Origin of the sequence: Streptomyces sp. NEAU-W12 (assembly GCF_026242095.1) — a bacterium.
GTDB lineage: Bacteria > Actinomycetota > Actinomycetes > Streptomycetales > Streptomycetaceae > Streptomyces.
In genome coordinates this window covers 79943-101478 of the sequence record NZ_JAPJDM010000026.1, presented here as the reverse complement: position 1 = coordinate 101478, position 21536 = coordinate 79943, and the positions used below count along the sequence as shown (strand labels likewise).

The following is a 21536-nucleotide window of genomic DNA, read 5'->3' as shown; positions in this document are numbered from 1 at the left end:
TCCTTACGCAGCAGGCGCCAGAGCCGTGTGGAACGACTTCGACGACGGCTTCGGACTGGGTTGCGGCGACGGCGACGGTGTGGGCGCCGGGACCACGACTGGCGGCTTGACCCTGTCGGGTGAGTCGCCGACCTCATCGAACTTGTTCTTGATCCTTACGACGCTCTGCACCCCGAGGTTGGCCAGGGACGCACCCTTGATGTAGCGCGTGACGAGTTCCGGATCGAAACCGTTCGCCGGCAGCTTCACCTTGGTGATGCCCTTGCTGCTCAGGTACTTGGAAGCCCAGACGACACCCTTGTTGAAGTTCTTCACGGCGAAGCCGTTGGTGAAACCGGCCCAGACGGCTCTCTGCGCGGTGAGCAGGCGCGCCCCCTTCGCCGCCGCGGTGAGGCCCTTCAGTGCGCCGAGACCCGGGATGATGCCCAGTACGTCCAAGCCGATCTTCAGCAGATCGAGCTTCCCGCCCCGTGCGAAGACGTCGTAGAGACGTCCTGTCAGGGCCGTGGCGCTGACGAGAGCGGCGAGACCCACGAGGATGACGGCTGCTATCCCACCGGTCAGGACCACAGCCGCCACCAGAGCCGCGACCGCCAGCACCGTCGCGGCTGCGGAGAACCAGTCCGCGTGGTCCGCGATCCAGTTCATGATTCCACCCGGGTCACGGACACCGTCGTGGTGGATCACGTTCTTGATCTTCTTGGCGGCGCGGCTCGCCGCGTCGTCGCGGATCTCCTTCGCCCGCTCGATCTTGTGGCGTGCCTGCGCCATGAGAAGTGCGGCATCGTCCCGCTTCTTGCCCTGCTTGGTGCGTTCGGTGCTGTCCTTGCTGCTGGATGGCACCGTCCCCTCGAGGGGCTCCAGCGCCTTGAGGGCAGCCTTGTGATCCACTTCGGCGGCACGGAATTCTTCCAGGCCCTTGTCCGCCATGCGCTGCGCACGGCGCAGTTCGCTGGCGTACTCCGGTGATTCTCCGTCGCCCTCCTGGACCTTGGTGCCCATCGCGACCGCCGCCTCGTCGTAGCGGTCGTACGCCTTCTTCAGACGGCCGGACGTGTCACCCGCGATCTCGTGGAAGGCCCGGCCGGCGTCACTGTCCCAACCGTCCACCGATGCAAGGGCCTTGATATTCCGGGCCTGCTTGTCGATCTCGTCGGCCATGCCGCGCAGCCTCTTGCCGAGACGTGCCACCTCGTAGGGGTCTCCAGGCACCGGATCGGAGTCGTACATGGGTGACCAGTCCTTCGGACGGGCTGTCACTGCTACTTCTCCTTCTTTCCGCTCTTTTTGGCATCCCGGAGCGCGTTCGCAAGTTCGTGATCGATGTCCTCGTACGCCTTGGCCGCGTTCGCGGTGTATTTGGCGAGGTTCTCGATGTCTTCCATAAGTTTTTTGCGGCTCTTCTTCCATGTCTGGGAGAAGTCGTCGAATATGTCCCGCAGTTTGTCGCTGCCCAGCGCTTCGCCGTACTCGTCGGCAGGGTTGCCGTTGTCCTTGAACTCCCGGTGCATCCGATAGAGCGAGTCCGAGCAGTCCTTGATCAGGTCAAGGTCGTACCGAGTTCTGTCTGCCACCCGTTCAGGCTCTCTTCCTCAGGGGGCCATGCCGTCCGGGCGCGGCTGAGCATGACCAGGGCCATTCCCTGGATGCCGCGCCCGAACCACGTGGTGGCCGCCGACGTCACTAGCCCTTCGCGCTCTTCGCCAGCTGCTCGTCCAGGTCCTCGTAGGCCTGCTTGGCCTTCTTCAGGAACTCGGACATGCCCTCCAGGCCCTCCATGGCCTTCTTCGCGCCCTTGGTGAAGTCCTTGAAGGACTCCTCGAAGGCGGACGAGCCCTTCTGGGTGGTGTAGCCGTTCTCCACGAGCGCCTTGATGCGGTCGTCGATGGTGTCGAGCTCGCCGTGCAGCCGGTTCATGTCCTTCAGAAGCTTGCCGGCTTCCTTGTCCATCTCGGCATAAGTGATGTCTGCGTCTTTGCCCTTGCCGGCCATGACGCTCCCTCCCGTTTTCGTTCGCCGCGGGGCCTTCCCCCGGTGCTCGTCGGGATCGTCGACCACTCGGCGCCGACCATCCGCGTGAGCAAAGATCTTACGGGTGCGGCTGTTGGGATCCCAGGGTGTGGTGCGAGCGGAGCGTGACCCGGTGCACATCCCGCTGTCACACGGGGTGCCTGGCCAACTAAGGTCACTCCCACCGTGTTCAGCGTTCCGGGGGGAGGCCTCGGGCCAACGAGGAGGACGCACGTGCGCCTGAGTCTGACCGTCGTCGACCCGGCTGCTGGAGCCACCGCCGACGTGGTGCTCGACGCGGACCCGGAGTCGTCGGCGGGTGACATCACACGGGAGTTGGCGCGGCACGTCGGACTGGGCGGCAGCGAGCAGGTCGTCCCCATCGGGGGCCACCGGGGAACCGGTGGGGCGCTACAGGCCTTCGTCGACGGTTACCCGCTGGACCCGGCCGCCACCGTTGTCGAGTCGCCGCTGCGCGAAGGTGCCGTCGTCAGTCTGCACGATCCGGCCGGCTGTGTCTTCGGGGAGCCGACCGGAGTGGTGGAGTTCCGCGTCGCCGGCGGTCCCGCGGCGGGCTCGGTGCACCGGCTGGGCGTCGGGCGGTACGACATCGGCAGCGGCCCGGCCGCACACCTGCGCATCGACGATCCCGAACTGGCTTCTCGGGCCGCGACGTTGTCGATCGCCATGGACGGCACCTGCAAGGTCGCCGTGCACACGGAGAGCGGTAGGGCATCCGGCGGGGAAAGCGCGTCCGGCAAGGAGCGCGGGAACGGCGGGGATCTGGGGGACGACAAGGAGGGTGGCGGGGACGACTCGTCCACCGCCCGGCTCGACGGTGAGCCCCTCGAAGGTGACGACTGGCCCCTGGGGTCTCAACTGGCGATCGGCAACAGCCTGTTCGATCTCATCGCGTACCTCCCGCCGGATGCCGCCCTGAAGTGGTCCGAGGACGGCACAGGTCTCGACTACAACCGCCCCCCTCGGCTGCGGCCCGCCGAGCGTCAGACCCGGTTCCGTCTGCCGTCGCCGCCCGGTGACTTCGAAGCGCGGCCGCTGCCCTGGCTGATGGCGCTCTTCCCGCTGGTCGGTGCCGTGGTCGCGGTCATGATCTTCGGGCGCTGGTACTACATGATCATGGCCTTGCTGAGCCCGATCATGCTCTTCGGCAACTACTTCATGGACAAGAAGCACGGCCGGAAGTCGCACGCCAAGCAGATGAAGGAGTACAAGGAGACCAAGAAGCGGATCGAGAAGGACGCCCAGGAGGCTCTGGTCACCGAGCGGTCGGACCGGCGCCAGGCCGTTCCCGATCCGGCCGCGGTGCTGTCCTTCGGCACCGGCCCCCGCACCCGGCTGTGGGAGCGGCGGCGTACCGACGCCGACCACCTGCTGCTGCGTGTGGGAACCGGCCGGGTGCGTTCCGAGGTCGTCCTCGACGATCCGGAGCAGGACGACCACAGGCGCGAGGTCACCTGGCAGATGGAGGACGCGCCGGTGGCGCTGCCGCTCAAGGATCTCGGGGTCATCGGCATCGCCGGTCCCGGCGATGCCGCGCAGGCTCTCGGACGCTGGGCCGTGGCGCAGACCGCCGTGCTGCACAGCCCCATGGACGTGCAGTTCTACGTACTGACCGAGCAGGGGGCGCACACGCGCTGGGACTGGACGCGCTGGCTCCCGCACGCGCGTCCCTCGGGCGGGCAGGACGTCAACGTCCTGATCGGTACGGACTCCGAGACGGTGGGTTCCCGGGTCGGTGAGCTGACGCAGCTGCTCGACGCGCGGCAGAAGGCGTTGAAGGAGGGCGGCCGCCGCGACGGCCCGGCGTTCTCCGACCCCGACATCGTGGTCGTCTGGGACGGGTCCCGTCGGCTGCGTTCGCTGCCCGGTGTGGTCCGGCTGCTGCGCGAGGGGCCGGCCGTCGCCATGTACGCGATCTGTCTGGACGCCGAGGAACGTTTCCTGCCCGGGGAGTGCCAGGGCGTCGTCGTCGCCGAACCGCGACGGACCGGGAGCACCGCGAACACCGTCGGCACCGCCCAGGCCAAGGCGGCGCAGCCTGCCGTCGGCGGGTTTCCCTCCTTCCACGCCTGGCACCGGGCCGCCCCGCCGCCCCAGGAGAGCGCGCCCGAGGACCTCGAACTCCGGCTTCGGGTGGAGCAGAGCGGTGCCCGTCGGCTGACCGGTGTCCGGCCCGATTTCGTCTCCGCCGGCTGGTGCGCGCGGCTGGCCCGGTCGATGTCCCCGCTGCGCGACATCAGCGGCGAGACGGAGGACTCCGCGCTGCCCGCCGCGAGCCGCCTGCTCGACGTCCTGCAGCTCGAGCCCCCGACGAGCGACGCGGTCGCCGCCCGCTGGCGTATGGGCGGCCAGTCGACGACGGCCGTGATCGGCGAGTCCTACGACGGTCCGTTCGGCATCGACATGCGCAAGGACGGCCCGCACGGCCTGATCGCCGGTACCACCGGTTCCGGTAAGTCGGAACTGCTCCAGACCATCGTGGCGGCGCTCGCGGTGGCGAACACGCCGGAGAACATGACCTTCGTCCTCGTCGACTACAAGGGCGGCTCCGCGTTCAAGGACTGCGTGAAACTGCCGCACACCGTCGGCATGGTCACCGACCTGGACGCCCACCTCGTCGAGCGGGCCCTGGAGTCGCTGGGCGCCGAGCTGAAGCGGCGCGAGCACATCCTGGCCGACGCGGACGCCAAGGACATCGAGGACTACCAGGACCTCGTACGACGGGACCCCTCGCACGCGCCTGTGCCCCGGCTCCTCATCGTCATCGACGAGTTCGCGTCGATGGTGCGCGACCTGCCCGACTTCGTGACCGGCCTCGTGAACATCGCGCAGCGAGGGCGGTCCCTCGGTATTCACCTGCTGCTCGCGACACAGCGGCCCAGCGGCGTCGTCTCCCCCGAGATCCGCGCCAACACGAACCTCCGTATCGCGCTGCGCGTGACGGACGCCGGGGAATCCTCGGACGTCATCGACGCACCGGAGGCCGGGCACATCTCGAAGAGCACGCCCGGCCGGGCGTACGTGCGCCTTGGTCACGCCTCCCTCGTCCCGTTCCAGTCCGGCCGTGTGGGAGGGCGGCGCCCCGGCGCGACGGATCCGCAGGCGCTGGCTCCCTGGGCGGGTGAGCTGGCCTGGGAGGACCTGGGACGGCAGGCGTTGCGCAAACCCAAGACGGAGACCCGCGAGGACGACGAGATCACCGACCTCAAGGTCCTCGTGGACGCCGTACGGGACGCCAACCACGTACTCGGCATTCCGGCTCAGCACTCCCCGTGGCTGCCCGCCCTGGAGGAGAGCCTGCAGCTGGACGATGTTCCCGCGGTACGCCCCCGAGGTGCGCTGCCCGCTGCCCCGTACGGCGTGGAGGACCTGCCCGGCGAGCAGGCCCGGCGCCCGGTGGCCGTGGACTTCGCCACCTTCGGTCATCTGCTGGTCGGCGGCGCCCCCCGCACCGGCCGCTCGCAGCTGCTGCGGACCATCGCCGGTTCCCTGGCCCGTACGCTCTCGTGCGCCGATGTCCACCTGTACGGCATCGACTGCGGCAACGGCGCCCTCAACGCGCTGACCCGGCTGCCGCACTGCGGCGCGGTCGTCGGCCGTAACCAGCTGGAGCGTGTCGTCCGGTTGTTCACCCGCCTGGGCACTGAACTCACGCGCCGCCAGGACCTGCTCGCCGAAAGTGGCTTCGCCGACATCGGGGAGCAGCGTGCCGCCGTCACCGAGGAGGAGCGGCTGCCGCACATCGTGCTGCTGCTGGACCGCTGGGAGGGCTGGCTGCCCACCCTGGGCGACTACAACCACGGTGACCTGACCGACCAGCTGATGACCATGATGCGTGAGGGTGCGAGCGTCGGTCTCCACGTCGTGATCACCGGTGACCGGCAGGTCCTGGCGGGACGCATCTCCTCGCTCACCGAGGACAAGTACGGTCTGCGCCTCGCGGACCGCGGCGACTTCTCCATGCTGGACATCAACTCCCGCAAGGTGCCCGAGGAGATCCCGCCGGGGCGTGCCTTCCGCAACGAGACCGCCACGGAGACGCAGTTCGCACTGCTCTCCGAGGACACCACCGGCCAGGGGCAGGCAGCGGCCCTGGTCGCGATCGGCGAGGCCGCCACCGCCCGCGACACCGACGTCCCCCGTTCCCGCCGTCCGTTCCGGGTCGACGTCCTGCCGAGCCGGATCTCCTTCGCCGACGCCTGGGCCATGCGCGACGCGGACACGAGCGGATCGCGGCTGTGGGCTGTGGTGGGTGTCGGCGGTGACGAGCTCACCGCCTTCGGCCCCGACCTCGGCCAGGGCGTTCCGGCGTTCGTGATCGGCGGCCCCGCCAAGTCCGGGCGCAGCACGGTGCTGATGAACTTCGCCCGGTCGTATCTCGCCCGGGGCGTCCGTCTCGTCGTCGCCGCTCCTCGCCCGTCACCGCTGCGGGAACTCGAGGGCCAGGAAGGCGTGTTGAAGGTCTTCACCGGCCGTGACATCGACGAGGACGAACTGGAGGAGACCGTCTCGTCCGCCAAGCCCGAGGATCCGGTCGTCGTCCTCGTCGACGATGCCGAGGTACTGGACGACTGCGACGCCGAGGACGTCTTCAAGCGGATCGTGGAGCGTGGCGGCGAGGAAGGGCTCGCCGTCGTCATCGCCGGTGACGAGGAGGAGATCTGTGACGGCTTCTCCGGCTGGCAGGTCGACGCGAAGAAGGCGCGCCGCGGCATCCTGTTGTCGCCGCAGGACTCGTCCGCCGGCGATCTGATCGGTATCCGTACGACGCGGAGCATGGTCGGTGGCCAGATCTCACCGGGCAAGGGGATGCTGCACCTGGGCAGCGGGGAACACCAGACGGTCACGACCCCGATGTGACGTCCCGTATGACGTCACATGTGACGCGTGGGCCCCGGATCCGGGGATCGCCGGATCCAAGGCCTGGCCGTGCCGTCGCTCGTGGTGCCGTACGGCGGGCAGGGCGTAGACCTCGGGTCCGTGTGTCGCCGGCAGCCGGTCGCCGGAGAGTTCGGTCCGCCAGGGCCCGCCGTGCTCCTTGTCGTCGCAGGCACCGCCGAGGAGGTCGGTGTGCCGGAGCGTGGCCACCCGCTCGCCCGCCTTCGCCTGTTTCACCGTCACCCGGAACGCACCGGGCGGAATGGCGGTGCCCTCCCGCGAGTTGGCCTGGCCCTCCCGGGTGCCGAGGTGGGCGGCGGGAACGGTGGGGGCGGTGACGGCCGGGGCCTCGGAGGAGGCTCCGGCGTCGGAACCGGCCCTGTCGTCGCCGAGGCCGCCCGGCACGAGGTCCGGTGCGGGCACCGGGCCGACGGTCACCGCAGCCGGCGCCCCTGCCACGGCGAGGGCCGCCGTGCAGCTCCTCCGTCCGCCCCGGCCGCCCTCGCTGCACCCCTGGTCGGACGACGCGGCGACGGAGACCGGGAGCCTGCCGGGAGGAGACCGGGAGCCTGCCGGGAGGGGGCGGGCGGCGGCCTCCGGCCGGCTCGGTGGGCGGGTGCGGGTGCGGGTCCCGGGGCCGTGGGCTCGTCGGCGTCGAGCGGCCTCATGGAGTCGGTCCCGTGCACCCGCCCGCCCTTCCCCCCTCGCACCCGTACCGGGCGCCTTTCAGCAGGGCAGTGGGCCGCTCCCGCGTCCTCACGGCTGCAGCAGGTCGACCTTCACGTCCGCCGCGAAGCCCGTCGTCGGTCCCACCCTGCGCGCGAACTCCTCGACCGCCGCCAGCTGCGTCGGGCCGAAGCTGAAGTCGAGGGTGGTGAAGTACTGGGCCAGCGTCCTCTCGTCGAAGGCCTCCCAGCGGGACGCCTGCTCGGCGACCTTGCCGACCTCCTCCAGGGAGAGGTCCCGGGAGGCGAGGAAGGCCTCGTGCACCTTCCGGGTGAGCACCGGCTCGCGCTCCAGGTAGTCGCGGCGCGCCGCCCAGACGGCGAAGACGAACGGCAGCCCCGTCCACTCCTTCCACAGCGCGCCCAGGTCGTACACGTCGAGCCCGAAGCGGGGGCCGTCGATCATGGTCGCGCGCAGGGCGGCGTCGCCGATGAGGACGGCCGCGTCGGCCTCCCGCATCATCAGGCTGAGGTCGGGCGGGCACATGTAGTAGTCGGGCTGTACGCCGAACCGCTCGGCCAGCAGGAGCTGGGCGAGGCGGACGGACGTGCGCGAGGTCGACCCGAGGGCGACGCGGGCGCCGTCCAGGCGGTCCAGCGGGACCTGCGAGACGATCACGCAGGACATCACCGGGCCGTCGCAGCCGACGGCGATGTCGGGAAAGGCGACCAGCTGGTCGGCGTGCTTGAGGAACTCGACCAGGGTGATCGGCCCGATGTCGAGATCCCCCTGCACGAGCTTCTCGCTGAGCTTCTCGGGGGTGTCCTTGGACAGCTCGAAGTCGAGGAGAGTACCCGTTCTCGCAAGCCCCCAGTAGAGAGGCATGCAGTTCAGGAACTGAATGTGTCCGACGCGCGGCCGGGTGCGAGGATTGTCCACATCGCGAGGCTAGCCCTCGTGTCTCGGGGCGGGCTCCCCGGGCCCGGCACCGTCCGACGCGTGAGGCGGAAGTGAACATTCAAACATTCGAGTGACGTGATCTTGACCTCTATTGCGCGCGGGCGGTCGCGTGCTAGGCTCGTCCGCAAGTTGCAGTTTGGTTTCCCTTGCAGTACAGAGCCTGCGGAGCATGTGACCGCGGGCTCTCGTCGTTCTCAGACGGATGCGATTGTGCAGAATTGGTCTTCACACTTGCTGGGTTCTGGAGCAGGGCAACCCTTTGGGCCCAAGGAGGGCTTATGGCTACCGGAACCGTGAAGTGGTTCAACGCCGAAAAGGGCTTTGGTTTCATCGCCCAGGAAGGCGGAGGCCCCGACGTCTTCGTCCACTACTCCGCGATCAATGCGAGCGGCTTCCGCTCGCTCGAAGAGAACCAGCAGGTGTCCTTCGACGTCACGCAGGGCCCCAAGGGCCCGCAGGCGGAGAACGTCACCCCGGTCTGATCCTCTCCGATCCGGGAACGACCTAGCAGTACCCAAGGAGCCCCGCGCCGTCAGGCGTAAGGGGCTCCTGCCTTTTCCCCTCTCCCCCGCCTCTGGCCGCCACGGAACCACGTGAGCAGCGCTCCGCTCTCCGTCCACGACCGACGCTGCGCCCGCCACAGCCACAGCCACACGGCTGAACGCTCATGAGCCGGCGCTGAGCCGCTCCCGGCCCGCTGAGCCGCTCCCGGCCGAAGCAGCGTCACCGCAGGCACACGCGGCTCGTCCCCCGCGGAACCTCCGCATCTCCCCACGTGCGCATCCCGCCTCCCGCGAGGGCCGAGTGCGCCCCAGGTCGTCCACTCACGCGTCCCGGGACGTCCCGTGACCGTCCCAGTCCGTACGGGACAGCGCCCCGGCCCGGCAACGTGTTCCCCGGCAGCACCACGAGCAGCCGTCCGACGGACACCGCCTCGGTGGGCCCTTCCCGGGCAGCCGTCCGACGGACACCGCCTCGGTGGGCCCTTCCCGGGCAGCCGCCACCACACCCAGGGCCGTTCCGGCACGACCACGGCTGGTCCTGCGACCTCAGGAGTACCTATGAAGCGCATGCTCGGTAAGGCAGCCGCCGTTCTCGGTGGCGCCGCACTGGCCGGCGGAGCCATGCTGGCCACCGCCGCCCCGGCCAACGCGGCCTGGAGCTGTCCGAAGGGCTACATGTGCGCCTATCTGAACACGAACGGCGTCGGTGACCCGGGCCAGGTGTCGGGCGACAACACGAACTTGACCCAGTACAACAAGTTCAAGAACGCGAACTCCATGGTCAACGACGGCGTCAGCTGCAACGTTCGCATCTACAACCAGCAGAACCACACCGGCGCCTACTGGACGGTCGACAAGGGCTACGCGATCTCCAACCTGAACACGTTCTCGGGTGGCGCCTTCGCCAACGGCATCCACTCCAACAAGTGGTGCGTCTGATCGCAGGACCGCCCCGCACCGCTGTCCTCGCAGGACTGGCGCTGTCCCTGCTCGTGGTCGGCTGCTCCTCTTCGGGAGCCGGCCACGAGCAGGACGGGCCCGATGTCCGGCCCTGGTCGGGGGCGGTCCACTTCTCCTCGGACGAGGCGACACGACTGCACGAGGCGGTTGAGCAGTCGGTGGCGTCATGTATGCGCGGTCGGGGTTTCGCCTACCGTCCACAGCCCTCGACCGACCAGCGGAGGGCCGCCGCGGCCAATCCGTACGGGCTGCTGACCGACGCCGTTTCCAGCCAGGACGGATACGGGATCGTGGGCGTGCTCCTGTCGGAATCCGGCGAACCGTCCGCCGACGGCAACACCGAAGTGGTGGCAGGCCTCGACGGGAAGCAGGCCGAGAAGTGGAAGGACGCTCTGCTCGGCCGGGACGAGGACAGGCGCGAGGTGGTCGTTCCCGACGGGCCGACCTTCCAGTACTCTCCCGACTCCTGCGCCGTCCGGGGTCGTGAGGATGTGTACGGCAAGGGCTGGGACGAGGCCCGGATCATCGCCGAAGCCGCTTCCAACGGGGTCATCCAGGCGGTCGGCCGCGACGACGCGTACGCGGAATCGGTCGGTGCCTGGTCTGCCTGCATGGAAGAGCACGGCCATACGTACCCCGACCTCCAGGCGCCACGGGCGGACCTGACCAGCCGTGCCGAGAAGACTGGTTCGGCCGAAGCCCTGCGCAAGCTGGGTGGCGAGGAGATCGATATCGCCCGTCAGGACCACGCGTGCGAACGCCAGGTGCGGCTGCACGAGGCCGCGGCCGAAGCACAGAGCAGGGCGGAGAAGGCCGCGCTGCGGCATGACGGCGAACTGGAGGAGAAACTCGAACAGCTGCGCGCCATGAAACGCCGGGCCGTGACAAAGACGCATGCGAAGACGGCCGGCTGAAGCAGCCTGCCCTACTCGTACAGCCCCTCCACCTCCTCCGCGAAGTCGCGCAGGATCGCGTCGCGGCGCAGCTTCATGGACGGGGTCAGGTGGCCCGTGTCCTCCCTGAAGCCGAAGGGGAGGACGGTGAAGCGGCGGATGGACTCGGGGCGGGAGAGCATCTTGTTGGCCTCGTCGATCGCGCGTTGCAGGACCGCGCGCAGTTCCTCGTCGTCGACCAGGAGTTCGGCCGGGACCGGGTGTCTGCCGTTCATCCGGCGCCAGTGGGTGATGCCGTCGGGGTCGAGGGTGATCAGGGCGGAGACGTAGGGGCGGCGGTCGCCCAGGATCATGCACTGGGAGATCAGGGGGTGCGAGCGGAGCCAGTTCTCCAACGGGGCGGGGGCGACGCTCTTGCCGCCCGCCGTGATCAGCATCTCCTTCTTGCGGCCGGTGATGGTCAGGTAGCCCTCGTCGTCCAGTTCGCCGATGTCGCCGGTCGCGAGCCAGCCGTCGCGTGCCGCGGGGACGACCCCGCCGGCCCGGGGGTCCCAGTAGCCGCGCAGGACGTGCTCGCCCGCGACGAGGATCTCGCCGTCCGCCGCGATACGGATCCTGGTGCCGGGCAGCGGCCAGCCCACCGTGCCGAGCCGGGGCCTGAGCGGGGGCGTCACCGTCGACGCGGCGGTGGTCTCGGTGAGGCCGTAGCCCTCGAAGATCTCGATGCCCACGCCGGTGTAGAACGCGCTCAGGTCGCGGCCGAGCGGGGAACCGCCGCAGATGGCGTAGCGGACCCTGCCGCCCATGGCGTTGCGGATACGGCGGTAGACCAGGGGGTCGTAGAAGGCGCGGGCGACCTTCTGGGACCCGCTCGGGCCGGGGCCCGTACCGGTGTGGCGGGCGTCGACGGCCTCGCCGTAGCGGCGGGCCACCGAGGCCGCGCGGTCGAAGGCGGCCGCCCGTCCGCCCGACTCCGCCCTGGCGCGGGCGGTGTTGTAGATCTTCTCCAGCATGTACGGGATGGCCAGCAGGCAGGTGGGCCGGAAGCCCGCCAGGTCCGGGAGCAGTTCCTCGGGTTTCAGGCTCGGCGCGTGGCCGAGCCGCACCCGGGCCCGGACGCAGGCGACGGCGACCATGCGGCCGAAGACGTGCGACATGGGCAGGAAGAGGAGGACGGAGGCCTCCTCGCTGGTCCGGGCCTTGAAGATCGGATAGAGCAGTTCGACGGCGTTGTCCACCTCGGCGAAGAAGTTGCCGTGGGTGAGGGCACAGCCCTTGGGGCGGCCGGTGGTGCCGGACGTGTAGACGAGGGTGGCGAGGGTGTCCGGGCCGAGGACGCCGCGGCGTACCTCCACCTCCTGGTCCGGGAGGCGGGTGCCGGCCTCCGCGAGCCGTTCCACGTGGCCCTTCTCGACGACCCAGACGTGCCGGAGGTCGGGGAGGTGCGCCAGTTCGGGGCCGAGGGCGGCGGCCTGGGCGACCGTTTCCGTGACGAGGGCGACCGCGCCCGAGTCCTGCAGGATCCAGCGGGCCTGGTAGACGGAGGAGGTCGGGTAGACGGGGACGGTGACCAGTCCGGCCGCCCAGGCGGCGAAGTCGAGGACCGTCCACTCGTAGACGGTGCGGGCCATGACGGCGATCCGGTCGCCCGGGGTCAGGCCCTCGGCGATGAGGCCCTTCGCCACGGCCAGCACCTGGGCGGCGAACTCGGCGGCCGTCACATCCGTCCAACCGCCGCTCCCGCGGTCCCTGCCGCTCCCGCCGCCTCCGGGACGGCGGCTCAGGACCACCGTGTGCGGGGCCGCGTTCGCGTTGTCGAAGGGCAGGTCGGCGAGCGATCCGTGCCGCACCGGCTTCGCGAGCGGCGGGACGGCCGCCTCCCGTACGACCCCGTCCAGCCGCCGTGTCTCGGGTTCGACCAGGGCCGGCTCGGCGAAGGCGTCACCCCTGGCGGTGGTGGAGTGGACGGCGGACGGGGCGAAAGGGCCGGAGGGGACGGACGAGGGCGGGACGGCTGAGGGCGGGACGGCGGACACGGGCGGCTCCTGGGGCGTGCAGCGGACCTGCTTGCTGCGATGACGTACGTACCTCGCACGCCGTGGCGCTCACCGGCGCCCTCCGCCGTTCTCCGGCGCCCTCCGGCGTCACGGGAAGGGCGGGAGTCACGGAGTCGCCGCCGGTTCGGTCTCGGGATCGTACGGGTCCGACGTGGTGGGTTCGTGCGGGTTCGGGGAGGATCCGGGGCCGGGGATGTGCAGCGTCGGGGATTGCCCGGGGGCGCTTCACGTTCGCTCCAGAACGGCCGTCACGCCCTGCCCGCCCGCCGTGCAGACGGAGATCAGGCCGCGGGCGGGGGCGTCCCGTTCGGCCAGGAGTTTCGCGAGGGTCGCCACGATGCGGGCGCCGGTGGCGGCGAAGGGGTGACCGGTCGCCAGGGAGGAGCCGGCCACGTTCATCCGGGTGCGGTCGACCGGGCTCAGGCCCTGCTCCTCCCAGGCGGCCAGGGTGGCCAGCACCTGGGAGGCGAAGGCCTCGTGGACCTCGATCAGGTCGAAGTCCGCGATGTCCAGACCGGCGCGTTCCAGCATGCGCGGGACCGCGTACGCGGGGGCCATCAGCAGGCCGTCCTCACCGTCCGCCACATCGCCGTGCGCGAAGTCCACGGCGGCCGTCTCGTACGCGGCCAGGTAGGCCAGCGGCTCCAGGCCCCGCGCCCGGGCCCACTCCTCGCTCGCCAACAGGACCACCGCCGCACCGTCGGTGAGCGGGGTCGAATTGCCCGCGGTCATCGTCGGGTCGGGTCCTTCGGTGCCGAACACTGGCTTCAGCGTGGCGAGTCCGCCGACGGTCGAGCCCGGCCGGAGGTTCTGGTCACGGGCCAGCCCGCGGTGGGGCACCACCAGGTCCTGGAAGAAGCCGCGTTCGTACGCCGCCGCCAGCCGCTGGTGGCTGGTCGCCGCCAGTTCGTCCTGGGCCTCGCGGGTGATGCCCCGGGCGCGGGCGGTGACCGCGGCGTGTTCGCCCATGGACAGGCCGGTGCGCGGTTCGGCGTTGCGCGGGATGTCGGGGACCAGGTGTCCGGGGCGCACCTTCGACAACGCCCTGAGGCGGGCACCGAGCGACTTCGCCCGCCGTGCCTCCAACAGCACTTGTCGCAGGCCGTCGTTGACGCCGAGGGGCACGTCGCTCGCCGTGTCGGCGCCGCCCGCGATCGCGGACTCCGTCTGGCCGAGGGCGATCTTGTTGGCGGCGGCGATGACGGCCTGGAGGCCGGTGCCGCAGGCCTGCTGGATGTCGTAGGCGGGGGTACGGGCGTCCAGCGCGGAGCCGAGGACGGTCTCGCGGGCGAGGTTGAAGTCACGGCTGTGCTTGAGCACCGCACCGGCGACGAACTCCCCGACCGCGCCCGGCGCCTGGAGCCCGTACCGCTCGACGAGGCCGTCCAGGGCGGTGGTCAGCATCTCCTGGTTGGAGGCGGTGGCGTAGGGGCCGTCGGAGCGGGCGAACGGGATCCGGGTGCCGCCGATGACCGCGACGCGCCGGACGACAACCGGTTTCAGGGGGCTCATTTCGACCTGCTCCTCACCGCGACATAGGCTTACCTCCGGTAACCTTACTCTAGAGTAAGCACAGTGTTCGTAGTGAGTGAGCACGCACACCCCGCTGGGAGTCGCACATGGCCGACCGCTATCTGAGCTTCACCGGTACCACACCGGGCCGCTTCCTGAGCCGCCGGCTGGGGCTCCCCCGACCCGTGGCGCTGAAGCGCTGGTCACCGGCGCGGCCGGACCTGGAAGGCGGCCTGCTCCACCTCACCGCGGGCACGTCCGGTCTCGCCCCGGCGCCCGTCCTCGCCCGCGCCGGGCTGGGCGCGGACGACACCGGCCGGCCCGCAGCCGTCGTCCTGGACGCCACCGGGGTGCGGGACGTGGAGAGCCTCGCCGAGGTGCACGCGGCCCTGCATCCCGTCGTACGGTCGGTCGCCGCGAACAGCAGGATCGTCCTGCTCGGCGCCCCGCTCGACACCGCCGACCACCACCAGGCCGCCGCCCAGCAGGCGTTGGAGGGCTTCACCCGCTCCCTGGGCAAGGAGATCGGCCGGGGCAGCACGGTGAACCTGGTCCGCCTCACCGACGCGGACGCCGCCGAGTCCACCCTGCGCTTCCTGCTCTCGCCCAGGTCGGCGTACGTCAGCGGCCAGGTGATCGAGGTCGGCGCCGACGCCACCGCCACCACGGCCGCCGGTGCCGGGGGGACACCCACCGCCGGCCAGGAGGCCCTCCCCCTCGCCGGACGCACCGCCCTGGTCACCGGCGGTGCCCGCGGAATCGGCGAGGCGGTCGCCAGAACGCTGGCGCGGGACGGCGCCAAGGTCGTGGTGCTCGACGTGCCGCAGGCCGAGGGGGACGCCCGGCGCGTCGCCGAACGGCTCGGCGGCCTCGCCCTCCCCCTCGACATCACGGCCGCCGACGCGGGCGCCCGGATCGCCGAGGCACTGCCCGACGGCCTGGACGTCCTCGTCCACAACGCGGGCATCACCCGTGACCGGCGGCTGGCCAACATGCCCGCCGAGCGCTGGGCCCCGGTGCTGGAGGTGAACCTGGCGAGCGTGCTGCGCACCACCGACGCCCTGCTCGGCGCCGGCGCCCTGAAGCGGGGCGGGCGGATCGTGGCGACGGCATCCATCGCCGGGATCGCCGGCAACACGGGCCAGACGAACTACGGGGCCTCCAAGGCCGGCGTCATCGGCCTGGTCCGCGCCCTCGCCCCGCGCGCGGCGGCCGAGCACGGGGTGACGGTGAACGCGGTCGCCCCCGGGTTCATCGAGACGCAGATGACGGCGGCGGTCCCGCTGTTCCTCCGCGAGGCGGGCCGGCGCATGAACTCCCTGTCCCAGGGCGGCCTTCCCGTCGACGTCGCCGAGACCACCGCCTGGCTCGCCCACCCGGCCTCGGGCGCGGTCAACGGGCAGGTCGTACGGGTCTGCGGCCAGAGCCTGCTGGGGGCGTGACCACGATGGCCTCCGCACCTCCGCCTCCCTCCGTACCTCCCACCGCGTCTCCGGCCCCGGTGACCCTCGCCCGCGCCCCCGCCCTCGCACCCCTGCTGGCACGCGGCGCGCTGCTGTCGCCGTTCAAACGGCCCCGCCCCGACGCCGCGTTCCCCCGCACCCGGCTGGTGCTGCCCGGACTGCGGGTGGATCTCGCGCGGTTGGCGGCGTACGAAAAGGTCTGCGGCTTCCCGACCGGGGAGGACGCGCTGCCGCTGACCTATCCCCATGTGCTGGGCTTCCCGGCGGCCATGCGGCTGATGAGCGGCCGGGACTTCCCGCTGCCGCTGCCGGGGCTCGTCCACACGTCGGTCGAGATCACCCGGAGCCGGACCGTGTCCGCCACCGGAACACACGAACTGAGCGTGCACATCGAGGGGTTGGCGCCGCACCGGCGCGGCACGGAGGCCTTTGTGGTCACCGGGCTGCGGACGCCCGGCGGTGACCTCGTATGGGAGTCCCGGAGCACCTACCTGGCCCGGCACCGCACCTTCGGGCACACCGCCCCGCCCGGGGAGAGGACGTCGGGGACCACCCGGCCCCTGCCCGTCGTCGACGCGTGGCTGCTGGCCGGGGACACGGGGCGGCGGTACGGCGCCGCGTCCGGCGACCGCAACCCGATCCATCTGCACCCGCTCACCGCGCGGCTCTTCGGTTTTCCGCGCGCCGTCGCGCACGGCATGTGGACCGCGGCCCGGTGTCTCGCCGCGCACGGCGTCCCGGAAGCGGTGACGGTCCGGGCCGACTTCAGAGCACCGGTCCTGCTGCCGGCCACGGTGACGTACGGGGCGCGGGACGGGCGCTTCGAGCTGCGCGGCCCCGGTGACCGCCTTCACCTCACCGGGGACGTCCGCCCGGCGTGACCGACCGCACCGGCTCCGGCGTCTTCGGCATCCGCGTCCGCATCGGCATCGGCATCGGCATCGGCATCGGCATCGGCATGGACATCGGCATGGACATCGGCGTCCGGGGCCTCGTCCTCGGGCGGTGACCAGGGGCGGCCCGCCATCAGGTCGCCCAGCCCCGCCCAGGCGAAGTTCATCAGGGTGGCCGACGCCTGCCGGGCGGTGACGCCCGGGGTGCTGTTGGCCCAGTCCGCGAGGGCCTCGGCGGCACCGACCAGGGCCTCCGCGAGCCCGGCGACCTCGCCGCCGGGAAGGTGGGGGTCACGGTGCGCCTCGCGGGCGGCGGCGAGGATCAGCCCGGCCACGAACGCCACGATGTCCGCGCGCATCGCGGCGACCTCGGCGGCGAAGACCTCCCCGTGCGTGCGGGCCTGGAGGTGCAGGACGGCCCAGCCGTCCGGGTGCCGCGCGGTGTGGGTGAAGAACGCCGTCAGGCCCGACCAGAGCTGGCGGTCCGCGGGCAGTACGGGCCGGGCGCCGGCGCGCACCGCCTCGACGAGAGCCTTCGCCTCGCGGCGGATGCACGCGAGGAAGAGGTCTTCCTTGGAGTTCAGGTACAGGTAGACCAACGGCTTGGAAACACCCGCCAGTTCGGCGATCTCGTCCATCGACGCGGCCATGTACCCGCGCTGGCCGAAGGTCCGCACGGCGGCGTCCAGCATCTGCTGTTCGCGGACCGCACGCGGCATCCGCTTGCTCTTCACGGCACCCATACGGATCAGCCTACGGGGCGGGGGCACCCCGCCCGCCCGCGCACGGCGAAGCCACCCCGTCCGGGCCGGACGGGGGCGGCCCGGGGCCCTCGGGCGTGTTTCGAAAGGAGCGTCGTCTGCCCGAAGCACAGGCCCGGCGGCGTCTGGTGCGTGCGGTCCCGACAACGCGGCGAGCGTGCGTGCCGGGCGTTGCCGGGCAGACGGGACTTTCGCAACACGCCCTAGCTTGACTCTGTCGGGGATCTTGAGGATCCCCGACAGAGTCAAGCTAGGAGGCCTGCGCCTGTTCCTGCCCCTGCACCTTCCCCTGCGTGCCGCGGGCGGCGTCGTCGGCGCCGTCCTCCTGGTTGCGGTTGGCCTCCAGGTGGGCCTTCGCCCGGTCGACGCGGCGCACGATGGTCTCGGAGGCCGCGTCCCGCTGCTTGCGCAGGACGACGAAGCTGATCGGTGCCGAGAACACCAGGGCGAGCAGGACGATCCACAGCCCGTTGGAGTCGCCCAGGCCGCGCGGGGCGAGGCCGGAGGAGACCAGGCCCCAGACGACCAGGAGACAGCCCACGAAGATCCCGAAGCGCATCAACGTGTAGCGGAGCATCTTCTTCCACTCTCCCGGACGAACGGCCAGAACATATCCCAAGGGGTTCCCAATGGGACACCCTCCAGTGAAGCACGCCCGCACCCGGACGACCGCAGCGGGGTCGCGGGCGGGTGCGTACGGTCAGGTCAGCGGCAGCAGCATGACGACGTCGTCCCGCTCGTCGCCCGGGGCCACCCGGATCGCGCCGGGGACCCGGCCGACCTCCTTGTAGCCGCAGGAGCCGTAGAAGCGCTCCAGACCGAGGCCGCCACGGCAGGTGAGCCGGATCGCCTCGATGCCGGGAAGGGTGCGGGCGGCCCGTTCGGCGGCGGCGAGCAGGGCACGGCCGTGCCCCCTGCCGTGGTGGCGGGGGTGGACCATCACCGTGTACAGCCAGATCCAGTGCGTCATCAGGCGGTGGGTGTTGAGGGTGAGCAACGCCGTCGCGGCGACCCTCCCCTCCTCGTCGAACCCCACGAGCAGCCGGGACCGTCGCTCCTCCATCGCCACGAACTGCCGTACCAGCTCAGGGCGGACGTCCTCCCGCGTCACCGGCGGTACGAAGCCGACGGCTCCGCCCGCGTTGGTGACGTCCACCCACAACTCCAGGATGCCGTCGCGGAGTCCGGGAGTGACGGGCGGATCCAGCGTGAAGGCGAGCGGCGTGGAGCGGGGATCGTCCGGCACGGGACGGGGACTCTCCGGCACGGGACGGGGACTCTCCGGCATGGAACGGGGGCTCTCCGGCATGGAGCGGGGACTCCTCCTCAGACCCGCATCGGCTGCGGGGACTCGCGGCGGGCGGGGTCGGCGGCGTCGTACTCGCGGATGATCTCGTACCGCGTGTTGCGCTCCACCGGGCGGAAACCGGCGTCGCGGATCAGGTCCAGCAGGTCCTCGCGGGTGAGCTTGGCCGGCGTGCCGAAGTCGTCCGCGTCATGCGTGATCTTGTACTCGACGACCGAGCCGTCCATGTCGTCCGCGCCGTGCTGGAGGGCGAGCTGGGCGGTGTTGACGCCGTGCATCACCCAGAAGACCTTGACGTGCGGGACGTTGTCGAAGAGGAGACGGGAGACGGCGAACGTCTTCAGCGCCTCGGCGCCGGTCGCCATCTGCGTCCGGGCCTGGAGGCGGTTGCGCACCTTCCCGTCCTTCATGTCCACGAAGTCGTGCTGGTAGCGCAGCGGGATGAAGACCTGGAAGCCGCCGGTCTCGTCCTGGAGCTCACGCAGCCGCAGCACGTGGTCGACACGGTGGCGCGGCTCCTCGATGTGGCCGTAGAGCATGGTGCAGGGGGTCTTCAGCCCCTTCTCGTGGGCCAGCCGGTGGATCCGCGACCAGTCCTCCCAGTGGGTGCGGTGGTCGACGATGTGCTGCCGGACCTCCCAGTCGAAGATCTCCGCGCCGCCGCCGGTGAGGGACTCGAGCCCGGCGTCGATCAGCTCGTCGAGGATCTCGGACGCGGACATCCCGGAGATGGTCTCGAAGTGGTGGATCTCGGTGGCGGTGAACGCCTTCAGCGACACCTCCGGCAGCGCGGCCTTCAGCTCGCGCAGGGAGCGCGGGTAGTAGCGCCAGGGCAGGTTGGGGTGGAGCCCGTTGACGATGTGCAGCTCGGTGAGGTTCTCCCCCTCCATCGCCTTCGCGAGCTTCACCGCCTCCTCGATCCGCATCGTGTACGCGTCCTTCTCCCCCGGCTTGCGCTGGAAGGAGCAGTACGCGCAGGAGGCGGTGCACACGTTCGTCATGTTGAGGTGGCGGTTGACGTTGAAGTGGACGACGTCGCCGTTCTTCCGCGTCCGCACCTCGTGCGCCAGCCCGCCCAGCCAGGCCAGGTCGTCCGACTCGTACAGCGCGATGCCGTCCTCGCGGGACAGCCGCTCACCGGAGCGGACCTTCTCCTCCAGCTCGCGCTTGAGCCCGACGTCCATGCGGATACCCCTTTTCTGAGAAAGACTCCGTCAACCGTAACGCCCCGGCTACAGGACCTCTTCGGGCAGCTCACCGACGCGGTTCTCCCACTTCGTGGAGAGCACGATGGTGGTGCGCGTCCGGGAGACGCCCTTGGTGCCGGACAGCCGGCGGATCATCCGCTCCAGCCCGTCCACGTCGGCCGCCCGCACCTTGAGCATGAAGGAGTCGTCGCCGGCGATGAACCAGCAGTCCTCGATCTCCCGCAGGTCCTTCAGCCGCTGCGCCACGTCCTCGTGGTCGGCGGCGTCGGAGAGCGAGATGCCGACCAGGGCGGTCACCCCGAGGCCGAGCGAGGCGGCGTCCACGGTGGCACGGTAGCCGGTGATGACACCGGCCGCCTCCAGCCGGTTGATCCGGTCGGTGACGCTGGGTCCCGACAGGCCGACGAGGCGCCCCAGCTCGGCGTAGGAGGCCCGGCCGTTCTCTCTCAGAGCCTGGATGAGCTGTCTGTCCACCGCGTCCATGCGATCGAAGCCTTCCGCTGATGAGGTCTGAACGTGACTGAGAATCGGTGAGTGGTACTGCGGGGTGCGCCGGTGCGCCCGGGGAGCGCACCGGCGCGGGTGCCGCTCAGGCGGTACGGGACGGTGGTGATCCACCCCCGAGTTCGCCCTTCCAGCGGCGGTACAGCCGGTGCTCGACGCCCGCCGCGTCGAGCACGCGTCCGGCGACGAAGTCCACCAGGTCCTGGATGTGCGTCGCTCCCGCGTAGAACGCCGGTGAGGCGGGCACCACGGTGGCGCCCGCGTCGTCGAGGGAGACCAGGTGCCGCAGGGTCTGGCCGTTCAGCGGGGTCTCTCGTACGGCCACGGCCAGGGTGCGCCCCTCCTTGAGGGTCACGCTCGCCGCCCGTTGCAGCAGGTCCTTGGACAGTCCGAGCGCCACCCCGGCCACACAGGCCGTGGAGGCGGGCACGATCAGCATGCCCTTGCTCGGATACGAACCGGAGGAGGGGCCCGCGGCGAGGTCGCCGGCGGCCCAGTACCGCACGCCGTCGAGGTCCACGGTGAAGGTGTCCGGCTTGCCGTCCGCTCCACGGGACAGCCATTGCCGCAGGTCGTCCTGCCAGTGGGCGTCCCGGAAGGAGATGCCGGTCTCGTCCAGCAGGGTGAGCCGCGAGGCACGGCTGACGACGAGGTCGACGCTCTCCCCCGCGTGGAGGAGCGCACGGAGGACGGCTGCCGCATATGGCGTGCCGGAAGCGCCGGAGACCCCCAGGATCCAAGGCGTTCGCGTCGTCTCTCCTGGCTTGAGATGGTTCACGACACCGAGCCTATCCGGCATCGTGAAAGGGGAACCCGCCAAGGGGTCCGGTCCGTTTCCCCAGCGGACGGTCGGTCCGCCTCCCGGGCGGACGCCGGGCAGACGGTCGGCCCGTTTCCCGGGGGACGGTCAAGGCGAGGGGGTGTGCCGTGTCCGGTACCGA

Annotated in this window: 19 protein-coding genes; 6 read left to right on the top strand and 13 right to left on the bottom strand. The window is 70.9% G+C overall.

Translation table 11 applies throughout. The features are described from left to right. Window positions 1-3: 3 nt before the first annotated feature. The 3 genes from ORI94_RS28355 to ORI94_RS28345 all read right to left on the bottom strand — a co-directional run bounded on the left by ORI94_RS28355 (window position 4) and on the right by ORI94_RS28345 (window position 1992). Window positions 4-1260 (bottom strand): putative T7SS-secreted protein, encoded by a 1257-nt coding sequence (locus ORI94_RS28355; protein ID WP_266080918.1) that lies wholly within the window; start codon window positions 1258-1260, stop codon window positions 4-6. Between the two features lie 2 nt (window positions 1261-1262). After that, on the bottom strand, window positions 1263-1574 hold the full coding sequence (locus ORI94_RS28350; protein ID WP_266080916.1) for a hypothetical protein: 312 nt from the start codon (window positions 1572-1574) through the stop codon (window positions 1263-1265). A 109-nt stretch (window positions 1575-1683) separates the two neighbouring features. Next, window positions 1684-1992 carry a WXG100 family type VII secretion target gene (locus tag ORI94_RS28345; RefSeq protein WP_042176546.1) on the bottom strand — a complete coding sequence of 103 codons (309 nt, stop codon included), beginning with the start codon at window positions 1990-1992 and terminating at the stop codon, window positions 1684-1686. Window positions 1993-2244: 252 nt separating this feature from the next. Here ORI94_RS28345 and ORI94_RS28340 point away from each other — a divergent pair, with 252 nt between their 5' ends. Then, on the top strand, window positions 2245-6891 hold the full coding sequence (locus tag ORI94_RS28340; RefSeq protein ID WP_266080913.1) for an FtsK/SpoIIIE domain-containing protein: 4647 nt from the start codon (window positions 2245-2247) through the stop codon (window positions 6889-6891). Here ORI94_RS28340 and ORI94_RS28335 read toward each other — a convergent pair. Both ORI94_RS28335 and ORI94_RS28330 read right to left on the bottom strand, forming a co-directional pair. Next, window positions 6826-7332, bottom strand: coding sequence for a hypothetical protein (locus tag ORI94_RS28335; RefSeq protein WP_266080911.1), 507 nt, complete (start codon window positions 7330-7332; stop codon window positions 6826-6828). The genes ORI94_RS28340 and ORI94_RS28335 overlap by 66 nt on opposite strands. Window positions 7333-7665: 333 nt before the next feature. Next, window positions 7666-8514: a menaquinone biosynthetic enzyme MqnA/MqnD family protein gene (locus tag ORI94_RS28330; RefSeq protein WP_266080909.1), complete on the bottom strand. Its 849-nt coding sequence runs from the start codon at window positions 8512-8514 to the stop codon at window positions 7666-7668. A 299-nt stretch (window positions 8515-8813) separates the two neighbouring features. Between ORI94_RS28330 and ORI94_RS28325 the strand changes: the two genes are divergently transcribed. The 3 genes from ORI94_RS28325 to ORI94_RS28315 all read left to right on the top strand — a co-directional run bounded on the left by ORI94_RS28325 (window position 8814) and on the right by ORI94_RS28315 (window position 10912). Then, the gene (locus ORI94_RS28325; protein WP_003992177.1) at window positions 8814-9017 is read left to right on the top strand and encodes a cold-shock protein; all 204 of its coding nucleotides are present in this window, start codon (window positions 8814-8816) and stop codon (window positions 9015-9017) included. A gap of 579 nt (window positions 9018-9596) precedes the next feature. After that, window positions 9597-9977, top strand: coding sequence for a peptidase inhibitor family I36 protein (locus ORI94_RS28320; RefSeq protein WP_266080892.1), 381 nt, complete (start codon window positions 9597-9599; stop codon window positions 9975-9977). Beyond that, window positions 9965-10912: a hypothetical protein gene (locus ORI94_RS28315; protein ID WP_266080890.1), complete on the top strand. Its 948-nt coding sequence runs from the start codon at window positions 9965-9967 to the stop codon at window positions 10910-10912. Before ORI94_RS28320 ends, ORI94_RS28315 begins: the two co-directional genes overlap by 13 nt. Before the next feature lie 11 nt (window positions 10913-10923). Here ORI94_RS28315 and ORI94_RS28310 read toward each other — a convergent pair whose 3' ends face one another. Then, window positions 10924-12927, bottom strand: a complete 2004-nt coding sequence (locus ORI94_RS28310; protein ID WP_416237913.1) for an AMP-dependent synthetase/ligase — start codon at window positions 12925-12927, stop codon at window positions 10924-10926. Between the two features lie 246 nt (window positions 12928-13173). Further along, on the bottom strand, window positions 13174-14460 hold the full coding sequence (locus ORI94_RS28305; RefSeq protein ID WP_266080888.1) for an acetyl-CoA C-acetyltransferase: 1287 nt from the start codon (window positions 14458-14460) through the stop codon (window positions 13174-13176). A gap of 107 nt (window positions 14461-14567) precedes the next feature. Between ORI94_RS28305 and ORI94_RS28300 the strand changes: the two genes are divergently transcribed. Together ORI94_RS28300 and ORI94_RS28295 are read left to right on the top strand one after the other, a co-directional pair. Then, entirely contained in the window at window positions 14568-15902 is a 1335-nt protein-coding gene (locus ORI94_RS28300) for a 3-oxoacyl-ACP reductase (protein WP_266080886.1), read from the top strand. A gap of 5 nt (window positions 15903-15907) precedes the next feature. Beyond that, the gene (locus ORI94_RS28295) at window positions 15908-16804 is read left to right on the top strand and encodes a MaoC family dehydratase (protein WP_266080970.1); all 897 of its coding nucleotides are present in this window, start codon (window positions 15908-15910) and stop codon (window positions 16802-16804) included. On the opposite strand, the gene ORI94_RS28290 is transcribed toward ORI94_RS28295, so the two are convergent. The 6 genes from ORI94_RS28290 to ORI94_RS28265 all read right to left on the bottom strand — a co-directional run bounded on the left by ORI94_RS28290 (window position 16774) and on the right by ORI94_RS28265 (window position 21373). Further along, window positions 16774-17559, bottom strand: coding sequence for a TetR/AcrR family transcriptional regulator (locus ORI94_RS28290; RefSeq protein ID WP_266080884.1), 786 nt, complete (start codon window positions 17557-17559; stop codon window positions 16774-16776). The two genes, ORI94_RS28295 and ORI94_RS28290, sit on opposite strands and share 31 nt — an antisense overlap. 268 nt (window positions 17560-17827) lie before the next feature. Further along, the gene (locus ORI94_RS28285; RefSeq protein ID WP_266080882.1) at window positions 17828-18154 is read right to left on the bottom strand and encodes a DUF4229 domain-containing protein; all 327 of its coding nucleotides are present in this window, start codon (window positions 18152-18154) and stop codon (window positions 17828-17830) included. Window positions 18155-18277: 123 nt separating this feature from the next. Continuing rightward, entirely contained in the window at window positions 18278-18823 is a 546-nt protein-coding gene (locus tag ORI94_RS28280) for a GNAT family N-acetyltransferase (protein WP_266080880.1), read from the bottom strand. A gap of 80 nt (window positions 18824-18903) precedes the next feature. After that, entirely contained in the window at window positions 18904-20067 is a 1164-nt protein-coding gene (gene mqnE, locus ORI94_RS28275; protein WP_042176532.1) for an aminofutalosine synthase MqnE, read from the bottom strand. A 48-nt stretch (window positions 20068-20115) separates the two neighbouring features. Then, window positions 20116-20574 (bottom strand): Lrp/AsnC family transcriptional regulator, encoded by a 459-nt coding sequence (locus ORI94_RS28270; RefSeq protein WP_266080876.1) that lies wholly within the window; start codon window positions 20572-20574, stop codon window positions 20116-20118. Window positions 20575-20680: 106 nt separating this feature from the next. Next, complete coding sequence (locus ORI94_RS28265) at window positions 20681-21373, bottom strand: UbiX family flavin prenyltransferase (RefSeq protein ID WP_266080874.1); 693 nt, start codon at window positions 21371-21373, stop codon at window positions 20681-20683. Window positions 21374-21536 lie beyond the last annotated feature (163 nt).